General features: G+C 58.1%; 15 protein-coding genes. 12 read left to right on the top strand and 3 right to left on the bottom strand.

Going from position 1 to position 21,312, the window contains the following annotated elements:
- Window positions 1–128: 128 nt before the first annotated feature.
- Window positions 129–2,411, top strand: a complete 2,283-nt coding sequence (locus tag ABVN19_RS04775; RefSeq protein WP_105642828.1) for a glycosyltransferase — start codon at window positions 129–131, stop codon at window positions 2,409–2,411.
- A 171-nt stretch (window positions 2,412–2,582) separates the two neighbouring features.
- Here the strand turns inward: ABVN19_RS04775 and ABVN19_RS04770 are convergent, their stop codons facing one another.
- Window positions 2,583–3,488 carry a hypothetical protein gene (locus ABVN19_RS04770; protein WP_146117359.1) on the bottom strand — a complete coding sequence of 302 codons (906 nt, stop codon included), beginning with the start codon at window positions 3,486–3,488 and terminating at the stop codon, window positions 2,583–2,585.
- Between the two features lie 619 nt (window positions 3,489–4,107).
- On the opposite strand from ABVN19_RS04770, the gene kdsA reads away from it, so the two are divergent.
- From kdsA to galU, 3 genes are all read left to right on the top strand, one after another.
- Window positions 4,108–4,950 carry a 3-deoxy-8-phosphooctulonate synthase gene (kdsA, locus tag ABVN19_RS04765; RefSeq protein WP_105642826.1) on the top strand — a complete coding sequence of 281 codons (843 nt, stop codon included), beginning with the start codon at window positions 4,108–4,110 and terminating at the stop codon, window positions 4,948–4,950.
- 31 nt (window positions 4,951–4,981) lie between these two features.
- On the top strand, window positions 4,982–6,268 hold the full coding sequence (gene kdsB / locus ABVN19_RS04760) for a 3-deoxy-manno-octulosonate cytidylyltransferase (protein WP_105642825.1): 1,287 nt from the start codon (window positions 4,982–4,984) through the stop codon (window positions 6,266–6,268).
- A gap of 63 nt (window positions 6,269–6,331) precedes the next feature.
- Window positions 6,332–7,171, top strand: a complete 840-nt coding sequence (galU, locus tag ABVN19_RS04755; protein ID WP_353632790.1) for a UTP--glucose-1-phosphate uridylyltransferase GalU — start codon at window positions 6,332–6,334, stop codon at window positions 7,169–7,171.
- Between the two features lie 175 nt (window positions 7,172–7,346).
- Here galU and ABVN19_RS04750 read toward each other — a convergent pair whose 3' ends face one another.
- Window positions 7,347–8,279, bottom strand: coding sequence for a KpsF/GutQ family sugar-phosphate isomerase (locus ABVN19_RS04750; RefSeq protein WP_105642291.1), 933 nt, complete (start codon window positions 8,277–8,279; stop codon window positions 7,347–7,349).
- Between the two features lie 242 nt (window positions 8,280–8,521).
- Here ABVN19_RS04750 and ABVN19_RS04745 point away from each other — a divergent pair, with 242 nt between their 5' ends.
- The 8 genes from ABVN19_RS04745 (at window position 8,522) to ABVN19_RS04710 (ending at window position 19,064) form a co-directional block, all read left to right on the top strand.
- Window positions 8,522–9,562, top strand: a complete 1,041-nt coding sequence (locus ABVN19_RS04745) for a phosphotransferase (RefSeq protein ID WP_256585893.1) — start codon at window positions 8,522–8,524, stop codon at window positions 9,560–9,562.
- Between the two features lie 192 nt (window positions 9,563–9,754).
- Complete coding sequence (locus tag ABVN19_RS04740; protein WP_105642293.1) at window positions 9,755–11,776, top strand: capsular polysaccharide biosynthesis protein; 2,022 nt, start codon at window positions 9,755–9,757, stop codon at window positions 11,774–11,776.
- Window positions 11,716–13,032: a capsular biosynthesis protein gene (locus ABVN19_RS04735; protein WP_105642294.1), complete on the top strand. Its 1,317-nt coding sequence runs from the start codon at window positions 11,716–11,718 to the stop codon at window positions 13,030–13,032. The genes ABVN19_RS04740 and ABVN19_RS04735 overlap by 61 nt, the downstream gene beginning before the upstream one ends.
- Window positions 13,029–13,805 carry an SDR family NAD(P)-dependent oxidoreductase gene (locus ABVN19_RS04730; RefSeq protein WP_105642295.1) on the top strand — a complete coding sequence of 259 codons (777 nt, stop codon included), beginning with the start codon at window positions 13,029–13,031 and terminating at the stop codon, window positions 13,803–13,805. Before ABVN19_RS04735 ends, ABVN19_RS04730 begins: the two co-directional genes overlap by 4 nt.
- 7 nt (window positions 13,806–13,812) lie before the next feature.
- Window positions 13,813–15,321 carry an LTA synthase family protein gene (locus ABVN19_RS04725; protein ID WP_177431075.1) on the top strand — a complete coding sequence of 503 codons (1,509 nt, stop codon included), beginning with the start codon at window positions 13,813–13,815 and terminating at the stop codon, window positions 15,319–15,321.
- Between the two features lie 3 nt (window positions 15,322–15,324).
- Window positions 15,325–15,903, top strand: a complete 579-nt coding sequence (locus ABVN19_RS04720) for a GNAT family N-acetyltransferase (RefSeq protein WP_105642297.1) — start codon at window positions 15,325–15,327, stop codon at window positions 15,901–15,903.
- Window positions 15,900–18,017, top strand: coding sequence for a capsular polysaccharide biosynthesis protein (locus tag ABVN19_RS04715; RefSeq protein ID WP_256585896.1), 2,118 nt, complete (start codon window positions 15,900–15,902; stop codon window positions 18,015–18,017). The genes ABVN19_RS04720 and ABVN19_RS04715 overlap by 4 nt, the downstream gene beginning before the upstream one ends.
- Window positions 18,018–18,020: 3 nt before the next feature.
- Window positions 18,021–19,064, top strand: coding sequence for a phytanoyl-CoA dioxygenase family protein (locus tag ABVN19_RS04710; RefSeq protein ID WP_105642298.1), 1,044 nt, complete (start codon window positions 18,021–18,023; stop codon window positions 19,062–19,064).
- 893 nt (window positions 19,065–19,957) lie between these two features.
- Here the strand turns inward: ABVN19_RS04710 and ABVN19_RS04705 are convergent.
- Window positions 19,958–21,310 carry an aminotransferase class I/II-fold pyridoxal phosphate-dependent enzyme gene (locus ABVN19_RS04705; protein WP_105642299.1) on the bottom strand — a complete coding sequence of 451 codons (1,353 nt, stop codon included), beginning with the start codon at window positions 21,308–21,310 and terminating at the stop codon, window positions 19,958–19,960.
- Window positions 21,311–21,312 lie beyond the last annotated feature (2 nt).

The raw sequence follows: 21,312 nt of genomic DNA, 5'->3' as shown, positions 1-21,312 counted from the left end.
CAAAAAAATGGCGCTATCGAACTAAAACCACCAGCAAACATTATTGCCAGGTAACAACCTGGCAATCTTAAAATCCGAAGTCGGAAAATCACGGCCAATTAAAGCTACTAACAATTTAAGGGATAGATATGAAAGTGGCAACCAACACCCCGCAGAACGAATCAAGCACAACCGAACCAATTAACATTGTGTTTTCAGCCGACCGGAAATTTCTTCCTTATTTTGCAACCTCTCTATACTCACTAATTTCAAACTATAAATCTCCACGCCCACTGCATGTTTATCTGCTTACAGATGAAAATTTTACAGTGGACGATGAAAAGAAAATTAACCTCATGCGTTCGAAGCGGAAATTCAAGCTCATCCCGCTCCCAATCGACGCAAAGCGCTTCATGAAAGTCAAAACCACAGAAGGAATCTCTGTGGCTGCCTACAATCGACTCTACATGCCATCTGCGCTCCCCCAAGATGTCAAAAAGGTAATATATCTAGATAGCGACCTAATTATCGAGCGATGCATATCGGAAATTTACGACCTCCCATTGGAGGGGATCATCGCGCGAGGTGTAGAAGACTCTATCAGTACATTCTACAAAACAAAATACGACCTTGACCCAACTTCACACCACATCAACTCTGGGGTAATGCTCTGCAATATCTCACTGATGCGAAAGATGAATGTAGAGGAATTGATCGAAGAATTCTTAAAAGTACATCAGTACCGAATCGTCATGGGTGATCAACAAATCATCAATGAAGTCCTCTACGATTACATCAAGCCCTTGCCCCTTATATGGAACGTACATGGCTCGATGTTCAACAAGAAGTGGATCAGGGAGAAAGTAGGCGTCGACAACTCACTCACCATCAAAGAAGTTGAAGAAGCTGTTGCCGCACCTGCAATCATTCATTACACATACAAGCGGAAGCCATGGATGTCCCTGGAGCACCCCCGTGCACGCACATGGCATCGCTATAACGAAAAAACACCATACAAGACTGGCTTGCCGCCAGATGCAAACCAAAAGAGCAGCCCACAGAAACCTATCTCCGGCCAAAAAACCGAACAACCAAACAAAAAAATTACGTGGGAGAGCCGTCTTAAAAAAGCAAATGGCTACCTAAAGAGCATTCTTCGGCTCCGAGAAACACGACTCTCGGTCAATCGACTGGAACGCTCATTGCTGGATCTTTCTCAAACGAAGCCACAGCAAGTCATCCTAAAACAGCATTCTTCAGGGCCCGAAATTCAAGTACAAGAAGCGTTGCTTCAACGAACTCTTTTTGAACGAGGCACCCTGCTAAGCAAGCAAAAATTCTCCGCACGTGCCTTTGCGGAATCCTTAAGTCCAGACAGTCCGGTTCTTTCTAATGCAATGCAAAAAGACTTAGACGGCGGCTTTAATGAAAATCTAAAAACAATCCTGCGCACCTCAAACATCGCTAGGCAAAATAATACAGACTCAGTATTCAATTTAATTTTGGTGTATAGAACGCACCTTCCCGAATTCTGGAACTGCATTAACAACTCACAATTCTACGGAACTCCGTTGATTTTTGCGGAAATGAGCTTTTTTTCTGCATTTTCAACCTACTTCGATAAATCATCAAAACCTAGCGAGCGAAAATGCCTAGGTTTTATACTAGATGACATGGGCCCATATTTCGATGCACGTCAACCTTCTCGTCTAGAAACAACACTGAATGATCCATTGTTCCATCTTGACAAACCCCAGCACCTGAGGGTGGAGCGGGTAATTAACAGTATTATCAAAAAACGTATTACCAAATATAATAAGTATGTACCAACCGAAGCCCCCAGCACGAACATTAAACCTAACTCTGTACTTGTTATCGATCAAAAACGGGGCGATGCATCAATCGATTTCGCCAAGGCAGACAACTCCACATTTGATCGAATGCTTAAATCAGCACTCGAGGAAAACCCTGGACACACCATTTACCTGAAAGCGCATCCAGACAACATTCACCGAAATGTCGACATGCAGTCCACAATTCTTGACCCCCGTATCAAAATTGTTTCGGACGACATATCAGCACCAGACCTATTGGATGCAGTAAGCAAAGTTTATGTGGTGTCCTCTCAAATGGGATTTGAAGCGTTAATTCGAGGTAAAAAAGTCGTGGTCTTTGGCCTGCCATTTTACTCCGGCTGGGGCTTAACAGATGATCGCACCCCCCTACCTCGCCGCAAAAAACAACGCACGATAGAAGAACTTTTTTATGCTGCTTGCATAAAGCTCTCGGTCTACCTCAACCCTCGCACTGCCGAGCTTGTAGAGATCGAAGAAATGCTAGACCTGATCATGAAAATGCGAGAACGCTTCCTCACTCCCACGATCAACGTCGCACAAAAGAAAATTTCAACCAAAAAAGCAGAAGTAGCTTAAAAACTTAAAGCAGGAAAGGCCCGCAATAGCGGGCCTTTTCTACAATTCACATAAAATACATTTAAACAAATAGCAATAAAACACAAACCACATCGACACACAACAAAACCGGCAGAAGCAATAACTTACGACCAATCACCAACCAACTCCAACCCCCCAGAAAAGTTAACTTCACCCCAATTGCTTCTCCAGCTTATCTATATATAAGCCAAGCTCAACCTTATGACGCTCGAGACCAATCAGATCTTTTTTTCCCGATAAAAACCCGAGACGCTCACTGATAGGCAACCGATCCGCATGCACCTGAAGTGCCTTAGGGGATCTCATCCAGTTCAGATCATAGTAATCTTTCATATCGTTCAGCAACCGAACATTTCCACTCTTTTCAATACTCAACTCAAACATACGTTCTAACAATCTAAGATCAGCCATCGGCCTAACAGACGAATGCCCAGAATCAGACAGCGAAAACATTTGACAAGGGATTTGTCTATTTATCTCAAAGACATGCCTAGCGTCCACCAGATGTAAATCATCATAAATTATATACACTTCATCAATAGCCGAATCCAAAGAAATGGGCTCCCCGTAGCTTTCGATTTCTTTATGCTCGGTGCGCCAACGCCTTTCGAACCCCCCCACTATACTCGGGTTAATACAAAACTGAGGAGATATAGCCAGAACGACATCAGCCTTCATACGCCGCGACAATCTAATTGCGGCATGCCCACCTAAACTCGCCCCCATTACCACCCGTTTCTCAAAGCCATCAAGGATTTTTTCACATGACTCAATAGCGGCCCCAATCTCACGAGTGTGAAACCAATGATTCCATTTAGAAATAAAAAAAAGCCCCGAATGTCCAGATCTAGATATTTCCGCCTCCCACCCTCCTTTCAAAGGCAACTCAGGAATCAGCCTCATTCTTTCGCCAGAAATATGTGAGTTAAACGTACAAATTAATTTCGATGAGTCTTTAGCCCCCCGAATAAAGACAACACTTAGATCGCCTCCAGAAAATATCTCGTACCGCTCACCAACCTTGTAATCACAATTTACTTTACCGAAATAGCTCATCCCTTTCACCCCTTGCCACCTATAAGCAAAATTCCTCGCCGACGCACCAAAACTGCTAGCACTCCTCTTAATCCTTTCAAGTAACCACCACCTATTAACCATTTAACTCTTCAAACATTACAGTCATTTATTCATTTATCTAAAATCAGCACAAACATATCGACATTGCGGACACCTGCCAAACCAATCCGCAAAAGCCCTCATCAACACACATCAGCACCACTCACTAAATTATATTGAGTTACTGCACGCACTGCCTTAATTACCATTATAAAAACCAACAAATCAATAGCTAGCCAAACAACGCCCACAAACCAACAACCTCTAACATAAAATAAAAAAAACAGCAAGCCGCCACATCATAAAAGACAGGCACAAGCCCACCAAGCAACAAGCAACAAGCAACAAGCAACAAGCAACAAGCAACAAGCAACACCAAGATTCAGCCTAAGCCACCCTACTACATCTCGGCGCCCCTTAAAACAAATGACAAACCGCCCCAACACTTGATAGACTCACTAGCAAACTAAACCAACCAACACACCAACAACCCAGGATCTTTTTAGGCTTTAGGTATTCTTAACCCTTTTGTTTCACCGATTATTTTTTGGCCACTACCATGATCAAAGTTACTCCCACTATTGAATGCTCTAATTCCGCACCTTTCGTCCTCTTCGGCGGCATCAATGTCCTAGAATCCCAGGACTTGGCTCTGACCGCCTGCGCCGAGTATGTACGCGTCACCGAGAAACTGGGCATTCCCTACGTGTTCAAGGCGAGCTTCGACAAGGCCAACCGCTCCTCCATCCACTCCTACCGTGGCCCAGGCATGGAAGAAGGTCTGCGCATTTTCGAAAAAGTGAAGGCTGAGTTCGGCGTTCCGGTCATCACCGACGTCCACGAAATCTATCAGGCCGCCCCGGTTGCCGAAGTATGCGACGTGCTCCAGTTGCCTGCGTTCCTGGCCCGTCAAACAGACCTGGTTATGGCCCTGGCCAAAACCGGTAAGCCGGTCAACATCAAGAAGCCTCAGTTCCTGAGCCCGTCGCAAGTGCAGAACATCGTGCACAAGTTCAAGGAAGCCGGTAACGACCAACTGATCCTGTGCGACCGCGGCACCTGCCTGGGTTACGACAACCTGGTGGTCGATATGCTCGGCTTCGGCGTGATGAAGCGCACCTGCGACAACCTGCCAATCATTTTCGACGTGACCCACGCCCTGCAACAACGCGACCCATCGGGCGCTGCGTCCGGTGGCCGTCGTGAGCAAGTGGTCGAACTGGCCCGTGCCGGCATGGGTGTTGGTCTGGCAGGCCTGTTCTTGGAGGCCCACCCGAACCCGGACCAAGCCAAGTGCGACGGCCCAAGCGCGCTGCCGCTGGATCAACTGGAGCCATTCCTGGCGCAAATCAAAGCTCTGGATGATCTGGTCAAATCGTTCACACAGCTGAACATTGCCTGAAGCTGCGTCTATTAAAGCAAGGATTGTGAACATGACAAGGACAGAACAACGGGTCGCTATTGTCATTCCCGCCCGCTATGGCTCCACTCGCCTCCCCGGCAAGCCGTTGGCCGATATCGCCGGCAAGCCGATGGTGCAGCACGTGTACGAGCGTGCCCTGCAGGTCGCCAATGCCCAGGTAGTAGTCGTTGCCACCGATGACGAGCGCGTCGCACAAGCCGTGCGTGCGTTCGGTGGCGAATGTGTAATGACATCACCATACCACCCCTCCGGTACCGACCGCCTGGCCGAAGTCATGGCTCAGGTTGATGCGGATATCTACATCAACCTGCAAGGTGATGAGCCGCTGGTGCGTCCGGCGGATATCGAAGCACTGGCTGCCGGCATGCTCGCCGACACCAGCGTGAAGGTTGGCACCTTGTGCCACTCGATCGACAGCCATGAAGCCGGCAATCCCAACACGGTGAAAGTGGTGCTGGCGAACAACGGCAATGCGCTGTACTTCAGCCGGTCGCCAATCCCTTACCCGCGCGACGGTGAAGTGGCGAACTACCTCAAGCATGTTGGCGTCTACGGTTATCGCCGCGATGTATTGGCCGACTACAGCGGCTTGCCGCAGCCGATGCTTGAACATGCAGAGAAGCTTGAACAATTACGCCTGATGGCCGCCGGTTACTGCATTCGCGCCTACCAGGTCGAGCCAACCGGCCCAGGCGTGGATACGCCGGAGTGCCTGGAACAAGTGCGCGCGCTGATGATCGGCCAGGTACCAACTGCGAAGCCCACGCTGAATGACGTTCGCCTAGTCATTACCGATGTCGATGGCGTCCTCACTGATGGCGGCATTTACTACGACTCCACTGGCGAATGCCTGAAGCGCTTCCATGTTCGCGACGGCATGGGCATGCGCCTGCTGGAAGAGAATGGTGTGCGTGTTGCGGTGTTGTCGGGTCGTGATTCTGCGACACTGCGCAAGCGCGTTGCCGATCTGGGCATTACCCTCTGCCAGTTCGGCGTGAAAGACAAGCAAGCAGCCTGCAATCAGCTGATGGCTGAAGCGAGGGTCAGCTCTGCACAAACGGCGTGTATCGGTGACGACTGCATCGACTTGCCGGCCTTTGCAGCCTGCGCCCTGTCGTTTGCCGTGGCCGATGCGCCTCAGTACGTCAAGGCAGCGGCTACCCATGTGCTATGTGCTGCAGGTGGTAACGGTGCGTTCCGTGAGGTGGCGGACGCAATTTTGTTTGCGCAAGGCAAGGATGCAGTGTTGGGCACTGCGGCAGGCTATGCCCAGGTTATGGCGAAAATGGCGCAATGATCTAAGGAATACGCTACCAACTGCCCCTCACTATCAAGTTCATAAAGAAAAATTTGAGTTGTCATGATTAAGAAATGTCTATTCCCCGCCGCCGGTTACGGCACCCGCTTCCTGCCTGCTACCAAAGCCATGCCCAAGGAAATGCTGCCAGTGGTGAACAAGCCACTGATCCAGTACGGCGTTGAAGAAGCGCTGGAAGCTGGATTGAACGAGATTTCCATCGTTACGGGTCGCGGCAAGCGCGCCCTGGAAGACCACTTCGACATCAGCTACGAGCTGGAAAACCAGATCAAGGGCACCGACAAGGAGAAGTACCTGGTCGGTATTCGCCGTCTACTCGACGAGTGCTCGTTCTCCTACACCCGTCAGACCGAAATGAAAGGCCTGGGCCACGCCATCCTCACTGGCCGCCCGCTGATCGGCGACGAGCCGTTCGCGGTCGTGCTGGCTGACGACCTGTGCGTCAACCTCGAAGGTGACGGTGTGCTGCAACAGATGGTCAAGCTGTACAACCAGTTCCGCTGCTCGATCGTTGCCATCCAGGAAGTCGACCCGCAGGAAACCAACAAGTACGGCGTGATCTCCGGCGAGATGATCCGTGACGACATCTATCGTGTGAACAGCATGGTCGAGAAGCCGGCACCTGAAGACGCCCCGTCGAACCTGGCCATTATCGGCCGCTACATCCTGACCCCGGACATCTTCAAGCTGATCGAAGAAACCGAGCCAGGCAAAGGCGGCGAGATCCAGATCACCGACGCCCTGATGAAGCAGGCGCAGAACGGTTGCGTAATTGCCTACAAGTTCAAGGGCAAGCGTTTTGACTGCGGTGGTGCTGAAGGCTACATCGAGGCGACCAACTTCTGCTTCGAGAACATCTACAAGACCGGCAAGGCTTACTGAAAACGGCCTAGATTCCAGAAACTCGTGAACGGCGCGCTTCTCTCAAACGTCTGAATTGATCTTCCAGCGCCCCGCCCGAGTTTCGGGAAACTTTGGCAAAGACAGCACTGTAGACTTGCACAAAAAAACGGGGCCATTTCCAGGCCCCGTTTTTTCTTGCCCCGACAACTTCATTTCAATCGAAAATTTCAACCACGCCCACAACCGCATCGTCATGGTCGGTAACAGCCAGGGCACGGATCTTGTTGTCCCGCATATAGGCTTCAGCTTCCGACAACTGCGCGTCCGACTTGATGGTGTGCGGATTGGCGGTCATGAAGTGAGCCACAGTGGTATGAATGATCCCTTCATTTTCGAGCAGCGCACGACGCAGGTCGCCGTCCGTGACGATACCGACCAGCTTGTTCTCGTCCATGACCACGGTCAGGCCCATGCGGCATTGGGTCATGACCATCAGGCAGTCGTGAAAGCTGGTGGCCGGGGCAACGACCGGTGCTGGCGAGTGCATGACATCACTGACGCGGGTCAGCAATTTACGGCCCAGGCTGCCGCCGGGATGGTAACGGGCGAAGTCCATCGGTTTGAACTGGATGGCTTCGATCAGCGCTACCGCCAGCGCATCACCCATGGCCATGGTCGCCAGGGTGGACGTGGTCGGCGCGAGATTGTTGGGGCACACTTCACGCTCGACGGAAATGTCCAGCCAGATGTCGGCGTGCTTGGCCAGGGTCGAGTTGCCATTGCCGGTCATGGCAATGAACTTGTTGCCAAAGGATTTGAGGCTTGGGATCAGCTTGATCAACTCATCGGTCTCGCCGCTGTAGCTGATCAGAATCAGCACATCGATCGGCTTGAGCATGCCCAGGTCGCCATGGAAGGCTTCGGCCGGGTGCAGGAAGAAGCTTGGGGTACCAGTGGATGCAAAGGTAGCAACCATTTTTTGCCCGATCAGGCCGGATTTACCCATGCCGCAGACCACGGTGCGTCCCTGGCATCCGAGGATCAGTTCAACAGCCTGCTGGAATTCGCCATTCAAGCGGTCAGCCAGTTGGGTAACCGCCTGGGCTTGAGCGATAAGGGCTTCTTTAGCAATTGCAAGGTGGTTCATTTTTTGACTTTCGTCCCTGAAAAACAACATGGTTTCGAGGGCGGAATTTTAAGGATTTTGCAACATTTAGAAAAGTGCATTTACACCTGTGTAGGCAATTTAAACAGTTTAATGTGCGCCCCATCCCACAGCGCTGCGCCTCTCGGTAAACTTTTCGTTGTGCCTGTGCGCTGTATGGCTCAGCATATTGTTACCAAAACCGCTACAAATCGGACAAACGGCAGTTGCCTAAGTTGAATTTCATGAATAGGGATCTACACCCCCTGCAAGGCTGCAGAACGCTTTATCGCTGGCAACAAGGCCGACTGGAACACCACCTACGCGCGCTGATGCCCCAATGGGGTGAACTGCCACTGGCTATCACCAGCCAGGACCTGGACTCCAACGCTTCATTCGTCAACTACGTACGCCACCACCAGCTTCTTGACCCCTGCACGGGCCAGTCGGTTGAGCTGGTCGAAAAATCGATTCGCAAGGTTGCTTTTATCGGCAGCCAAGAAGCGCGTTTCCACCGCGCCCAGGGCATGCTCAGCGGCAGTGAACACTTTCACTACCCCGCCTGCCTGGGGGTTATTGAAACCCCCGGCGAAAGCCTGATTTTCACCGAGTTCGTACGCGGTAAACCGCCGCACATGCAAGCCATCGCCAAACAGCTGGCACTGGGCATTGTCGAGCTTGAAAGTTTGAGCCATCGCCATTTGTGCAAGCAGCCCCTGCACAAGGCCCCACTGCTATGGACCATGGACTTCTTCCGGCCCTGGTTCCTGCTGCGCCCACGCTTCAACTTTGCCCGCTGCCTGCCCGAACTCGAGCGCCTGGCACAGAGCGATGAGCATTTCACGGGCCTGGCAGACAAGTTCAAGGCCTTCACTCCCGTGCTGGCCCGCCTTCAAGCTGCAGCCAAGCGCAGCCCCCGCTGCATCAGCCACATGGATTACCTGCGCAAGAACCTGTTCGTCGACAACGGAAAACTGCAGCTGATCGACTGGAGCGAGGTCAAGGTCGGGCGCGTGGGCTTTGATGGCGGCGCCTACCTGGGCAGCTTGTTCCGTCGCAAGGACATGAAAGTGTTCCTCGCAGCCCAGCAGGAATTCATCGAGGCCTACCGTGCAGCCTTGCCCCCGTGCTTTGACACCGACGAGGCCTTGCGCAACCTGAACTACATATTCCTGCTGACTGCGCTGTACCACTGCCTGCGCCCGGAAACCATCGAGGAGTACCAGGCAAAGGAACGCATGGCGGTGCTGCGGGAAAAGTACGACTACCTGCTCAGCCTGCTTTGAGCAACGCAAGGGTGTAGCAGCCCCTTGAGTCAGCCAGCAAAAACTCGGATATTTCTGATTGATTTGTACGAAATGTCCGTCATCCATTTGTTAATTTGTATTAACATCCGCGCGACATAATTTTCCCGATAGCCACCCTATCGGTTCTGCCGTGCGCAGCCACACACTCAAATGGATTTTCGCTCCACGTTTATGGATGACGCTTTTCCTCGCCCGCGCTTGTTGATCCTGTCCAAAGGTGCTCAACGCATTACCACGCTGCCCTCGCTGCTGCCCGATTTCGCGCTGCATAACGGCACCGTGGCCGATGCAGAGCAGGCCGAGCAGATCATGGCCTGGGGGCGCAAACCCAGCGCGCACAAGGCGATGGCCATCGCGGCGAAAAACAACAAGCCCATCCTGACCCTGGAAGACGGGTTTCTGCGCTCCGTAGGCCTGGGTGCCGATGACCCACCGCTGTCGCTGATCGTCGATGACGTGGGTATTTACTACGATGCCAGCGCTCCTTCGCGCCTGGAACAGCTGATCGCCGCCCCCCTGACTGCCAGTGAAAGTGAGCGCGCCCTGGCGCTGCAACAGCTATGGCAGCAACAGCGGGTATCCAAGTACAACGACGCCCGGATCGAGCCTCTCGATCTGCCAGACGACTGCGTACTGGTCGCCGACCAGACCTTCGGTGATGCCTCGCTGCAAGGCGCTGGCCCGGACGACTTCATGGCGATGCTTGGTGCAGCCCTGGAGCGCTACCCCACCAGTACGGTCCTGCTCAAGGTTCATCCGGATGTCGTTGCCGGCCGCAAGCAGGGGCATTTCGACCTGAAGGCACTGGCAAGCCACCCTCGTGTGCAGGTGCTGTCGCGCAATGTTCACCCGGCCGAGCTGCTGCCGCGCATGCGCGCCGTGTACGTGATGACCTCACAACTGGGCTTCGATGCGCTGCTGTGGAGCGTACCTGTGCATACCTGGGGCATGCCTTTCTATGCCGGCTGGGGCTTGACCCATGACCGCCTTCCGGCACCGTCCCGACGCATGCCGGCAAGCCTTGCACAGTTGATTCATGCAAGCCTTGTGGGCTACCCCCGCTATGTTTGCCCCGAACGCGGCCAGCCTTGCAGCCCGGAAGTGCTGATCAACTGGCTCGGCTTGCAACGGCGCCGTCGCAGCATGCTGCCGACCACGGTGCAGATGCTTGGCTTCAGTCGCTGGAAAGAACCACTGGTGAAGCTGTTCTTCGACGGTACGGCCATTCGTTTCGTCAAACCAGAGCATCCACTTACCGACAGGCATCCAGTGGTGTCCTGGGGCTGCAAGCACGACGCCGACCTCAGTGCGCACCCTCACCCGGTCCACCGCGTCGAAGATGGCTTCCTGCGCTCGGTAGGCCTGGGCGCAGGCAAGGCTCGCCCCTTGTCCTGGGTGGTCGACGACCTGGGTATCTACTACGACGCCACACGCCCCTCGCGCCTGGAACATATCCTGCGTACCGAGCCCTTCGAGCTGGCGCTGGTTGATCGAGCAAAAGCACTGCGCCTGGCCATCTGCCAGGCAGGCATCACCAAATACAACCTGCCCGGCAGTACCTGGCAGCGCCCCGCAAACGTACAACGGGTAATCCTGGTGACCGGCCAGGTGGAAGGCGACGCTTCGATCCGCTTCGGCGCCCTTCGAATCCGCAGCAACCTGCAACTGTTGCAGGCCGTGCGCAAGGACAACCCCGATGCCTGGGTGCTGTACAAGCCGCACCCGGAAGTACTGGCGGGCACCCGGGCGCGGGGCGATGACGAAGCCCAGACGGTGCATTGGTGCGATGAGGTCATTGGCGACACACCGCTGCAACAGTTGCTCGATACCGTCGACGAGGTGCATGTGCTGACGTCCCAGTCCGGCTTCGAAGCCTTGCTGCGCGGCGTGCCAGTCACCACCTACGGCCAGCCGTTCTACGCCGGCTGGGGATTGACCCTCGACCGCGGCCTGCACGACGACGTGCAAGCCCGACGCGCACGGCAACTGAGCCTCGATGAGCTGGTAGCCGGCACGCTGCTGCTCTACCCCACCTACGTCAGCCGCATCACCAATCGCTTCACCACCGCCGAACAGGCTCTTTACGAATTACAGCATTGGCACACGTTACCGCAGCCCGGAGCAACATCCAGATGGCAAGACTTGATTCAGCGCTTGAGCAGTTTATTGGGCTTGAAACGCCTGAGAAGCTGAAGGCGCGAGCAACGCTTCGCCCTCTAGCACCTCATCCGCGCAACAGCTTTCTGTTTCTACAGGGTGTCAGCTCGCCGTTTTTCAGTCGGCTGGCCAAGGCCCTGCGGGCCATCGACCAGTGCGTGAACAGCATCAGTTTCAATGTCGGTGATGTGCTGTACAGCGCAGGCTCGCGCACCGCTTATTCGGCCAGCCCCGATGGTCTGGAGGCCTTTTACAGCGAGCGCTTTCGCCAACTGGACGTCACCGACCTGGTGCTGTTCGGCGACTGCCGCCCGGTGCATCGCCCAGCGGTGGCCCTGGCGCGTCGCCTGGGCATCCGTGTGCATGTATTCGAGGAAGGGTATTTTCGGCCCTACTGGATCACCCTGGAGCGCGACGGCGTAAACAACAATTCGCTGCTGCCACGGGACCCCGACTGGTACCGCGACGTCGGCAAGCACATTGTCCGTTACGGCAATGGCAATGCATTCAAGCTGTCGTTTGTGTCTCGGGCCGCCCACGATATGCTTTATCACAGCGGCGGGGCGCTGAACAAAGTGTGCTTCCCCCACTACCGCACCCATGCGCCGTACAGCGCGGCCATGGAGTACGCCGGGTTTATCCGCCAAGGTCTTCGCTTACTGTTTGCCACGCGCCGCGCCAATCAGCTGGTAGACGAAGTGGCTCGCGAACACCGTCCGACGTTCCTGTTGCCGCTGCAACTGGACAGCGATGCCCAGATCAAGGACCACTCGCCGTTCGCCAATATGTTTGAAGTGATCGACCATGTGATTGCCTCGTTCGCCGCGCACGCACCCACGGCGGCACGCCTGCTGGTGAAGAACCACCCGCTGAGCCCGGGCCTGGTCGACTACCAGCGCATCACCCAGGCGCTGGCCAAGCAGTACGGTGTCAGTGACCGGGTCGACTTCCTGGCCACCGGGCACATGCCGACGCTGCTCTCGCACATTGCCGGGATGATTACCGTCAACAGCACCGCAGGTGCATCGGCACTGCTGCACAAGCGCCCGACCTTCGCCCTGGCCAACCCGATCTACGCCATGCCGGGGCTCACCCAACAAGGCAGCCTGGACGACTTCTGGCAGCATCCTGAAGCGCCAGACATGGCGTTGTTCCACCACTTTCGCAACACCGTCATCCACACCACGCAGGTCAACGGCGGCTTCTACACCCGCTGCGGCATCGACATGGCCGTGAGCAACTGCCTGGACGTGCTGATGGCGAAAACTTCAAGAATCGAAAACTACCTATGACGCACCACTCTTCACCCCGCTGCATCCTTATCACGGGTGCCACCGGCGGCATCGGTGGCGCGCTGGCGCCGGCCTATGCCGCGCCAGGCGTGACCTTGATTCTGCAAGGCCGCCGCCTGGACCGCCTGGAAGAAATGGCCAATGAATGCCGTGCCCTGGGCGCCTGCGTGTTGCTCGAGGCGCTGGACGTACGCGACCTGGACGCGCTACGCGCCATGGTGCGCCGGGTCAGCGATGCCGAGCAGCCCGACCTTGTACTGGTCGGTGCCGGCCTCAACACGGCGGTGGGCAGCAACGGTGAAGCCGAGTGCTGGGATGAAAGCCGCGCCCTGCTAGAAGTGAACGTGATGGCGGCGCTGGCCACGGTGGAAGCGGCCTTGCCGGCCATGCGTGCCCGCGGCCACGGGCAGATCGCCCTGTTCAGCTCGTTGGCGGGCTGGCGCGGCTTGCCGGTAACGCCAACCTACAGTGCCAGCAAGGCGGCAATCCGGGTGTATGGCGAAGCCATGCGCGACTGGCTGGCGCCGCAGGGCGTGAAGTTGAACGTGATTATCCCCGGCTACGTCGAATCGAAAATGTGCTTCGAAATGCCCGGCCCCAAACCGTTCCTGTGGACGGCCGAAAAAGCCGCCCGGCGCATCAAGCGCGGGTTGGCCGCGGACCAGGCACGCATCAGTTTTCCGTTCCCACTGAGTTTCGGTACCTGGCTGCTGGGGGTAATCCCGCAGCGCCTTTCTTCGTTCATCCTGCGTGGTCTGAATTACAGTGATTGAGTTGTCCATCCTGCAGGTCGGCGTTATCGGCCTGCTGCTCACCGTGCTGGTCGAGCGCCTGCTGGTCCCTCGCCCGAATCTGCGCCGCCCGTTGGGTTGCTGGCTGCTGCACAGCGGCTTGTGGTGCGCGTGCCTGGTGTTACTGTACGGTATGACCGCCCGCCCACTGTTCAGTGGCGTCAACGTGCTGTTGTTATGGTTGTTGATCGTGATGGTCAGCAACGCCAAGTACCACTCGTTGCGCGAGCCGTTTGTGTGCGCCGACTTCGAATACTTCAGCGATGCGGTGCGCTTTCCGCGGCTGTACCTACCGTTTTTTGGCTTCGGCAAGGCAGCGCTGCTGGCCCTGGGGTTTGTTGCTTACCTGTGGGCCGGGCTGACGTTCGAGGCGCCTGTGCCGGGTGGCCGTATCGAGGCGTTCTGGCTGGGGCTGGGTAGTTTGTTGCTGTTGAAGCTTGGCCATCGTCGCCAGGTGCCGAGCTTCGATGCCGAGGCGGACGTAAAACGCTGGGGCTTGTCTGCCAGCCTGTGGCGCTACTACTGGGCAGCCCGCGCGCCGGTTGACCGCGCAGCATTGGGCTCGGCGTTCAACACCCCTGCTCACGGGCCCGTTGCCGCGCCCCTTCCCGACCTGGTGTCGGTGCAGAGCGAATCGTTTTTCGATGTGCGCGACCTGTGGCCTGGCGTGAAAACCCAGGTGCTGAGCGAGTACGACCGCCTTGCCGGTGAGGCCCTGGCCCGTGGCAAGCTGCAGGTCGCCGCCTGGGGTGCCAATACCGTGCGTACCGAATTCGCTTACCTGACTGGCATCGCCAGCGATCGCCTTGGCGTACACCGTTTCAACCCCTACCGGGTACTGGCGCGCCAGGGCTTGCCGAGCATTGCTGCGCACCTCAAGGCCAAGGGCTATCGCACGGTCTGCATTCACCCGTACAACGGCAGCTTCTACGGTCGCAACAAAGTGCTGCCGGCGCTGGGTTTCGATGAATTCATCGACGTACGCAGCTTTGACAGCACGCAAAAAGCCGGCCCCTTCATTGGCGATTGTGCCGTGGCCGACAAGATTCGCGAACTGCTTCAAGACCCGACGCGCAAGCAGCCGCTGTTCATCCACGCCATTACCATGGAAAACCATGGTCCGCTTCACCTTGAACAGGTCGAGGCCGACGAACTTCCCAACTGGTTCGACCGTCCGTTGCTCACCGGCATGAATGACCTGGCGCCCTATGTGCGCCATATCGCCAACGCCGACCGCATGCTCGGTAAACTGCGCGACACCTTGCTCGCACACCCGAACGAAGCACTGCTGTGCTTCTTCGGCGACCACGTGCCGATCCTGCCGAATGTCTACCAGGCCATTGGCGCGCCGGCGGGCGATACCGATTACCTGATCTGGTCCAACCGCTCCCGGCCCGGCGCGCATCCAAGCCCTATTCGGGTCGAGGCGTTGTCCAGCCGCCTGGTCGATTGCGCACACCACCAACGCGCGCGCGCCGCTGTCGTTGGCGTGGCCTGAGTCGTGGTGACGATCGTGCTGGGGTCAACCCTTGCGCCGGCGCAAACTGCCGATCCTGCCTTGCAGCGGGTGGTGACCCAGGGGCGCGGCTCGTTGGCATTCATCCTGGGCAACACGGCCTGCCGCCAGCGCCTGCTCGGCACCTGCATCAACTGGGACCGGGTATTGCTGGCCATGGAACAAGGCCAGGCACTGGGGTATGTGGCTTTCAAGCATCACTTGCGTGGCCCCTTTGCCCTGCGCGTGCAGCCGTTTGTCCAGGAATTTGGCAGGATTCAAGGCTGGGTCCGCTTCGCCGCATTCTGCCTCAGTGAATACCGAGAATGGCGCTACTCGTTTCTGCTGTATGGATTGCGCGTGAACAAACCGGCACGTAACCGTGGCATCGGCTCTGCACTGGTGCAAGCCTGCTGCGCGCAGGCTGCAGCGGACGGCTTCAAGGACGTGTTTCTCGAAGTGCCGTTGAACAACGACCGTGCGCGGGCGCTTTACCTGCACAACGGCTTTCGCCTGTTGCGCAAGCGCTGGGTTCCCTTCCCGCCCGTGCGCAGCATGCACCGGCTCGCGGAGCCAGCCTTGTGAGCGAGCTGAAGGTCGACCTGCAGCCGCTGGTGAATGGCCCAGGCTGGATTGGCGTGATGTCCCAGTGGGTGGCCTGGAAAGTGCTGCACCTGCCGCAGTTTCTCGGCCCCGAAGGCCCACCCTGTTGGTTGTGGCGACGCGGGCGCAAGGCCCCCAACGGCCTGAAGGCCATCGCCGGCATCGGCTACAAGGACTCCTCGGCCCAGGCCCGAGTACTGTGCAAGCGCTGGGGGTTGCCCTACATCGCCATCGAAGACGGTTTTCTGCGCTCGTCTTCACTGGGTGTCGAAGGCGACACACCGATGTCGCTGGTGGTCGACCCGGTGGGCATCCACTACCTCGCTGATCGCCCCTCGTTACTGGAGAACATCCTCCAGGCGCCAGACGCGCTCACCCCTGCCGAACTGAACAGTGCCCGCCAGCTTATTGCGCTGATGCGCAGCAGCGGCATCGGCAAATACAACAATGCCCCGGACCTGGACCCGACAGATCCATTGGGGCGCGAGCGGCCACTGGTACTGGTGGTAGACCAGACAGCAGGCGACTACTCGATTCCCGGCGGCGGCCTGACCGAGGCCGACTACGTTCACATGCTCGATGCCGCCCTGGCGGAAAACCCCGATGCCGAAGTGCGCGTGCGCATCCATCCCGACTGCGTGGGCGGGCACAAGCCCAGTTGCCTGCTGGCCGCTGCCACCGCGCGGGGCGTCGCCCTGGAAGCCCGGCCAGTGTCGTGGGCATCCCTGGCACGCCGTGCCCGGCGGGTGTATATCGGCACCAGCCAGGCCGGGCTTGAAGCGTTGATTCAGGGAGTACCGGTGACCTGTTTTGGCCTGCCGTTCTACGCAGGCTGGGGCCTGACCGACGACCGCATGCCGATCCCGAGGCGAACGGCGCGGCCCGACCTGGTGCAACTGGTGGCGGCTGCCTATGTCCGCTACTGCCGTTATGTCGATCCGTTGACCGGGCAACTCACCGATGCACTCACCGTAGCCCGGCAACTGGCCCGAAAAAAAGCCCAGGACGCCGAGTTTGCCGGCAGCATCACCGTGCTCGGGGTCAAGCGTCACAAGCAACACAACATCCGGCGTTTTTTCAGCAGCCGCTGGGGTCACCTGACCTTCGCCGAAGACAGTCCGACCCTGGTGGCCGATGTCGCGGCCAGGCAGGGCAAGGTGATGGTGTGGGCCGCACGCGAACCCGCAGACCTCAAGGCACGTGCCGTCGCGCTCAATGTGCCGGTATGGCGCATCGAAGATGGTTTCTTGCGTTCCAATGGCCTGGGGGCCCTGAACGCACCGGCGCTGTCGCTGGTGCTCGACCGCAGTGGCATGCACTTCGATGCCAGCACCCCCTGCGACCTGGAGACCTGGCTCGAACAGATGGACTTCTACGCCGACGCCCTGGCCGAAGCCGCCCGCCTGCGCGAACGTATCGTTGCCCAGGGTGCCAGCAAGTACAACCTCAAGAGCACTGTTGATAACCAGGTTCGCGCCCGCCCCGGCCAACGCCGGATCCTGGTACCCGGCCAGGTGGAGGACGATGCCTCGCTGCGCTGCAGTGGCGGCGCCCTGCACGATAACCTCGAACTGCTCACCCATGTTCGGGCCAATGCCCCGGATGCCTGGATCGTCTACAAGCCGCACCCGGATGTAGAAGCGGGGAAACGCCGGGGCAACGCCCCCTCCGATGACCTGCTCGGACTGGCCGACCAAGTACTGCCGGGGGCTGACATCGCCAGCCTGTACGACCAGGTCGACGAGGTGCATACCCTCAGTTCCACCTCAGGCTTCGAAGCCCTGTTGCGCGGGCTGAAGGTCGTCACCCACGGCACACCGTTCTACGCCGGCTGGGGCTTGACCCATGACCACCAGCCTTTTGCGCGCCGCACCCGGCGCCTGACCCTGGACCAGTTGGTAGCCGGCGCCCTGTTGCGCTATGCGCGCTATGCCGACCCCCAGCACGCTTTGCCCTGCGATGCCTGGCATGCCCTGACATGCCTGTCGAACCGTCGCCCGCAGCCCCTGGCGCAGCACCCGCGCCTGCTACCGCTGCTCAATTACACCCGGACCATGCTCGGCTACGGCCGTACAGCGGTCCCACTGAAGGATTAGACCATGCCTGCATCACTGAAGGATCTGGGCCGTTATGCGGCGCTGCCCTGGCATTGCCTGCAACTGCTGACCCACGCCAAGTCGTTCGAGAACAACCCTGTGCTGGGCAGCGCCCGGCTCAATGCCCTGGGCCTGCACGTGCAGCGTCGTCAACTGGCCATGGGGATGGCGGCGATGCGTCGCCGTGCGCTGGCGCCAAGGTTGGAAGCGGGTGAGCTGGCACACTTTGAGGAGCAGGGCTTTTTCGTCCGTGAAAACGCCTTGCCTGCCGAGCAGTTCGCCGCCTTGCGGGCCGAGCTTGGCAACCTGCGCAGCACCGGTTGGGAGATGCGCCAGGGCAAGGCCGTGACCCGACGCGTGAGCCTTGATCTGGATGTGCTGGAGAAGAACCCGGCCAGCGCCGCGTTCGTGGCCGACCGCAGCGTGCGCGACTTGATCGCCTATGCATCGTCCAACACTGGCGGCATCACGTACCAGTTGCAGTCGATCGTGATCGACGGCGTCAATGCCGAGCAGGACCCGCAAACCCGCCTGCATGCCGACACCTTCCATCCGACGGCCAAGGCGTGGTTGTTCCTGGATGACGTGGAAGATGACCAGGGACCGTTCAGCTACGTGCCGGGCTCTCATCGCCTGACACCGGAGCGCCTGGCCTGGGAATACCGCCAGAGCCTGAATGCCGCGCGCTCGCCGGAGCAGATGCACCGCGAGGGATCGTTTCGGATTCACGAGCATGAACTGACCGGGCTTGGCCTGCCCATGCCGCGACGTTTTTCGGTGCCGGCCAATACGCTGGTGGTGGCGGATACATCGGGCTTCCATGCCCGTTGCCCGAGCTTGCGCCCGAGCCACCGGGTGGAAATTTACGCGAGCCTGCGGCGCAACCCGTTCATCCCTTGGCGCGGCGCCCACCTGTTCGCCCTGCCGTGGATTGCCAACCATCACATGCGATGGGACATTCGCCTGAAGCAATTGATGGGATTCGACAAGCGCAGCCACTGGCGTTTTATCGAAGCGCTGAACGCTTACGAAAAGCCGTACATCTGACCTTCGCGGCCGAGCGCAGACTGTCGCCAGCGGTTACGCCGGTAATCTGTAGCCGCTGCCGAGGCACGAGGCTGCGATCGACTGCGCAGCAGTCGCCTGGTAGGTGCAATTGTCTTGAAGCACGACCGCTGTGCGCTCGATCGCAGGCTGTCGCCAGCGGCTACGCCGGTAATCTGTAGCCGCTGCCGAGGCACGAGGCTGCGATCGACTGCGCAGCAGTCGCCTGGTAGGTGCAATTGTCTTGAAGCACGACCGCTGTGCGCTCGATCGCAGGCTGTCGCCAGCGGCTACGCCGGTAATCTGTAGCCGCTGCCGAGGCACGAGGCTGCGATCGACTGCGCAGCAGTCGCCTGGTAGGTGCAATTGTCTTGAAGCACGACCGCTGTGCGCTCGAGCGCAGGCTGTCGCCAGCGGCTACGCCGGTAATCTGTAGCCGCTGCCGAGGCACGAAGCTGCGATCGACTGCGCAGCAGTCGCCTGGTAGGTGCAATTGTCTTGAAGCACGACCGCTGTGCGCTCGATCGCAGGCTGTCGCCAGCGGCTACGCCGGTAATCTGTAGCCGCTGCCGAGGCACGAGGCTGCGATCGACTGCGCAGCAGTCGCCTGGTAGGTGCAATTGTCTTGAAGCACGACCGCTGTGCGCTCGAGCGCAGGCTGTCGCCAGCGGCTACGCCGGTAATCTGTAGCCGCTGCCGAGGCACGAAGCTGCGATCGACTGCGCAGCAGTCGCCTGGTAGGTGCAATTGTCTTGAAGCACGACCGCTGTGCGCTCGATCGCAGGCTGTCGCCAGCGGCTACGCCGGTAATCTGTAGCCGCTGCCGAGGCACGAGGCTGCGATCGACTGCGCAGCAGTCGCTCGGTGGGGTGGGAGCAGCCTCGCCCCGCGATACATCACGAAAGTCTGGCCATCTCTTCGGCGACGATGGCCACGGTGCTGATGATCTGTTCCTCGGTGTGTTCGCAAGACACGAAGAACCGCACCCGCGCCGCCTTCTCCGGCACTGCCGGGTAGAGGATCGGCTGCGCATTGATGCCGCGCTCGAACAACGCACTCGACAACCGCCCTGCCTTGAACGAGCTGCCGGTAATCACCGGGATTACCGCAAGCCCGGTGCTGGTGGCGGTATCCAGGCCGGCCGCTTTGGCCAGGCGCAGGAACAGTTCGCCACGGGCCTGTACAGTCTGCACACGCCCCTGATCACCCACCATGCACTTGAGCGCCGCCAGCGCCGAAGCGGTCACCGAAGGCGGTATGCCCACGCTGTACAAAAACCCCGGCGCCAGGAACTTGAGGTGCTCCACCAGCGCCGTGTTGCCAGCAATGTAACCGCCACAGCTGGCCAGGGTCTTGCTCAAGGTTCCCATCCAGATATCGACGTCATCACCCGCCAGGCCGAAATGCTCGCGAATGCCTTTGCCGGTCGCGCCCATCACCCCCAGTGAGTGCGCCTCGTCGACCATGAGGAAGACTTTGTGCTTGCGTTTGAGTTCGACGAAACGCGGCAGGTCCGGGTAGTCACCATCCATGCTGTAGATGCCTTCGACCACCACCAGCACCCGCTCGAAGTGCTGGCGCTGTTCGAGCAGAACCCGGTCCAGTGCCTGCCAGTCGTTATGGGCGAAGCTCAAGCGCCGCGCCCCCGACAACTGGATGCCCTGCAGCACGCTGTTGTGGATCAGTTCGTCATGCAGCACCAGGTCACGCGGGCCGAACAGGTAGCCAATGGTGGTGACGTTGGTGGCGTGGCCACTGACAAACACCACGGCATCGTCGACCTCATAGAGGTTCGCCAGCTCACGCTCCAGTTCGCGGTGCAACGGGCGGTCACCCGACACTGGCCGACTGGCCGACACCGAGGTGCCATAGCGATCAATCGCGGCCTTGGCCGCTTCGGCCACTACCGGGTGACCTGAATAGCCAAGGTAGTTGTAACTGGCAAAGTTGATGTACTCGCGGCTGCCGATGCAAGTTTCTGCACCCGCCGTACCTTCGTGCATACGAAAGAACGGATTGGCCAGACCCAGACGGGCAGCGCTCTGCTGCATCACCCGCAACTGCTGATAGCCGGGGTGCTGGTCGAAGCGGTAGAACGCCTCGGGCACTTTGAGCGCCGCCTGTTGTGCCTGCTCCAGGGTCGCGCCGCCGGCCGTATCGCCCGCCTCGCTGCGACGGCGTTCCAGTGCTTGCTGGATCAGCCGCTGCTTGATACCAGCGCCAAGGCCGGTGGGCGTTTTTGCAGTCATCG

Origin of the sequence: Pseudomonas vranovensis (assembly GCF_040438935.1) — a bacterium.
Taxonomy (GTDB): domain Bacteria; phylum Pseudomonadota; class Gammaproteobacteria; order Pseudomonadales; family Pseudomonadaceae; genus Aquipseudomonas; species Aquipseudomonas vranovensis.
The sequence above is the reverse complement of the archived record's forward strand: the minus strand, read 5'-3'. Positions and strand labels throughout refer to the sequence as shown.

Excerpts from the sequence above, each read along its gene's own strand:
- ABVN19_RS04775 (WP_105642828.1), top strand. The coding sequence starts at position 129 with ATGAAAGTGGCAACCAACACCCCGCAGAACGAATCAAGCACAACCGAA.
- ABVN19_RS04770 (WP_146117359.1), bottom strand. The coding sequence starts at position 3,488 with ATGAGCTATTTCGGTAAAGTAAATTGTGATTACAAGGTTGGTGAGCGG.
- kdsA (WP_105642826.1), top strand. The coding sequence starts at position 4,108 with ATGATCAAAGTTACTCCCACTATTGAATGCTCTAATTCCGCACCTTTC.
- kdsB (WP_105642825.1), top strand. The coding sequence starts at position 4,982 with ATGACAAGGACAGAACAACGGGTCGCTATTGTCATTCCCGCCCGCTAT.
- galU (WP_353632790.1), top strand. The coding sequence starts at position 6,332 with ATGATTAAGAAATGTCTATTCCCCGCCGCCGGTTACGGCACCCGCTTC.
- ABVN19_RS04750 (WP_105642291.1), bottom strand. The coding sequence starts at position 8,279 with ATGAACCACCTTGCAATTGCTAAAGAAGCCCTTATCGCTCAAGCCCAG.
- ABVN19_RS04745 (WP_256585893.1), top strand. The coding sequence starts at position 8,522 with ATGAATAGGGATCTACACCCCCTGCAAGGCTGCAGAACGCTTTATCGC.
- ABVN19_RS04740 (WP_105642293.1), top strand. The coding sequence starts at position 9,755 with ATGGATGACGCTTTTCCTCGCCCGCGCTTGTTGATCCTGTCCAAAGGT.
- ABVN19_RS04735 (WP_105642294.1), top strand. The coding sequence starts at position 11,716 with ATGGCAAGACTTGATTCAGCGCTTGAGCAGTTTATTGGGCTTGAAACG.
- ABVN19_RS04730 (WP_105642295.1), top strand. The coding sequence starts at position 13,029 with ATGACGCACCACTCTTCACCCCGCTGCATCCTTATCACGGGTGCCACC.
- ABVN19_RS04710 (WP_105642298.1), top strand. The coding sequence starts at position 18,021 with ATGCCTGCATCACTGAAGGATCTGGGCCGTTATGCGGCGCTGCCCTGG.
- ABVN19_RS04705 (WP_105642299.1), bottom strand. The coding sequence starts at position 21,310 with ATGACTGCAAAAACGCCCACCGGCCTTGGCGCTGGTATCAAGCAGCGG.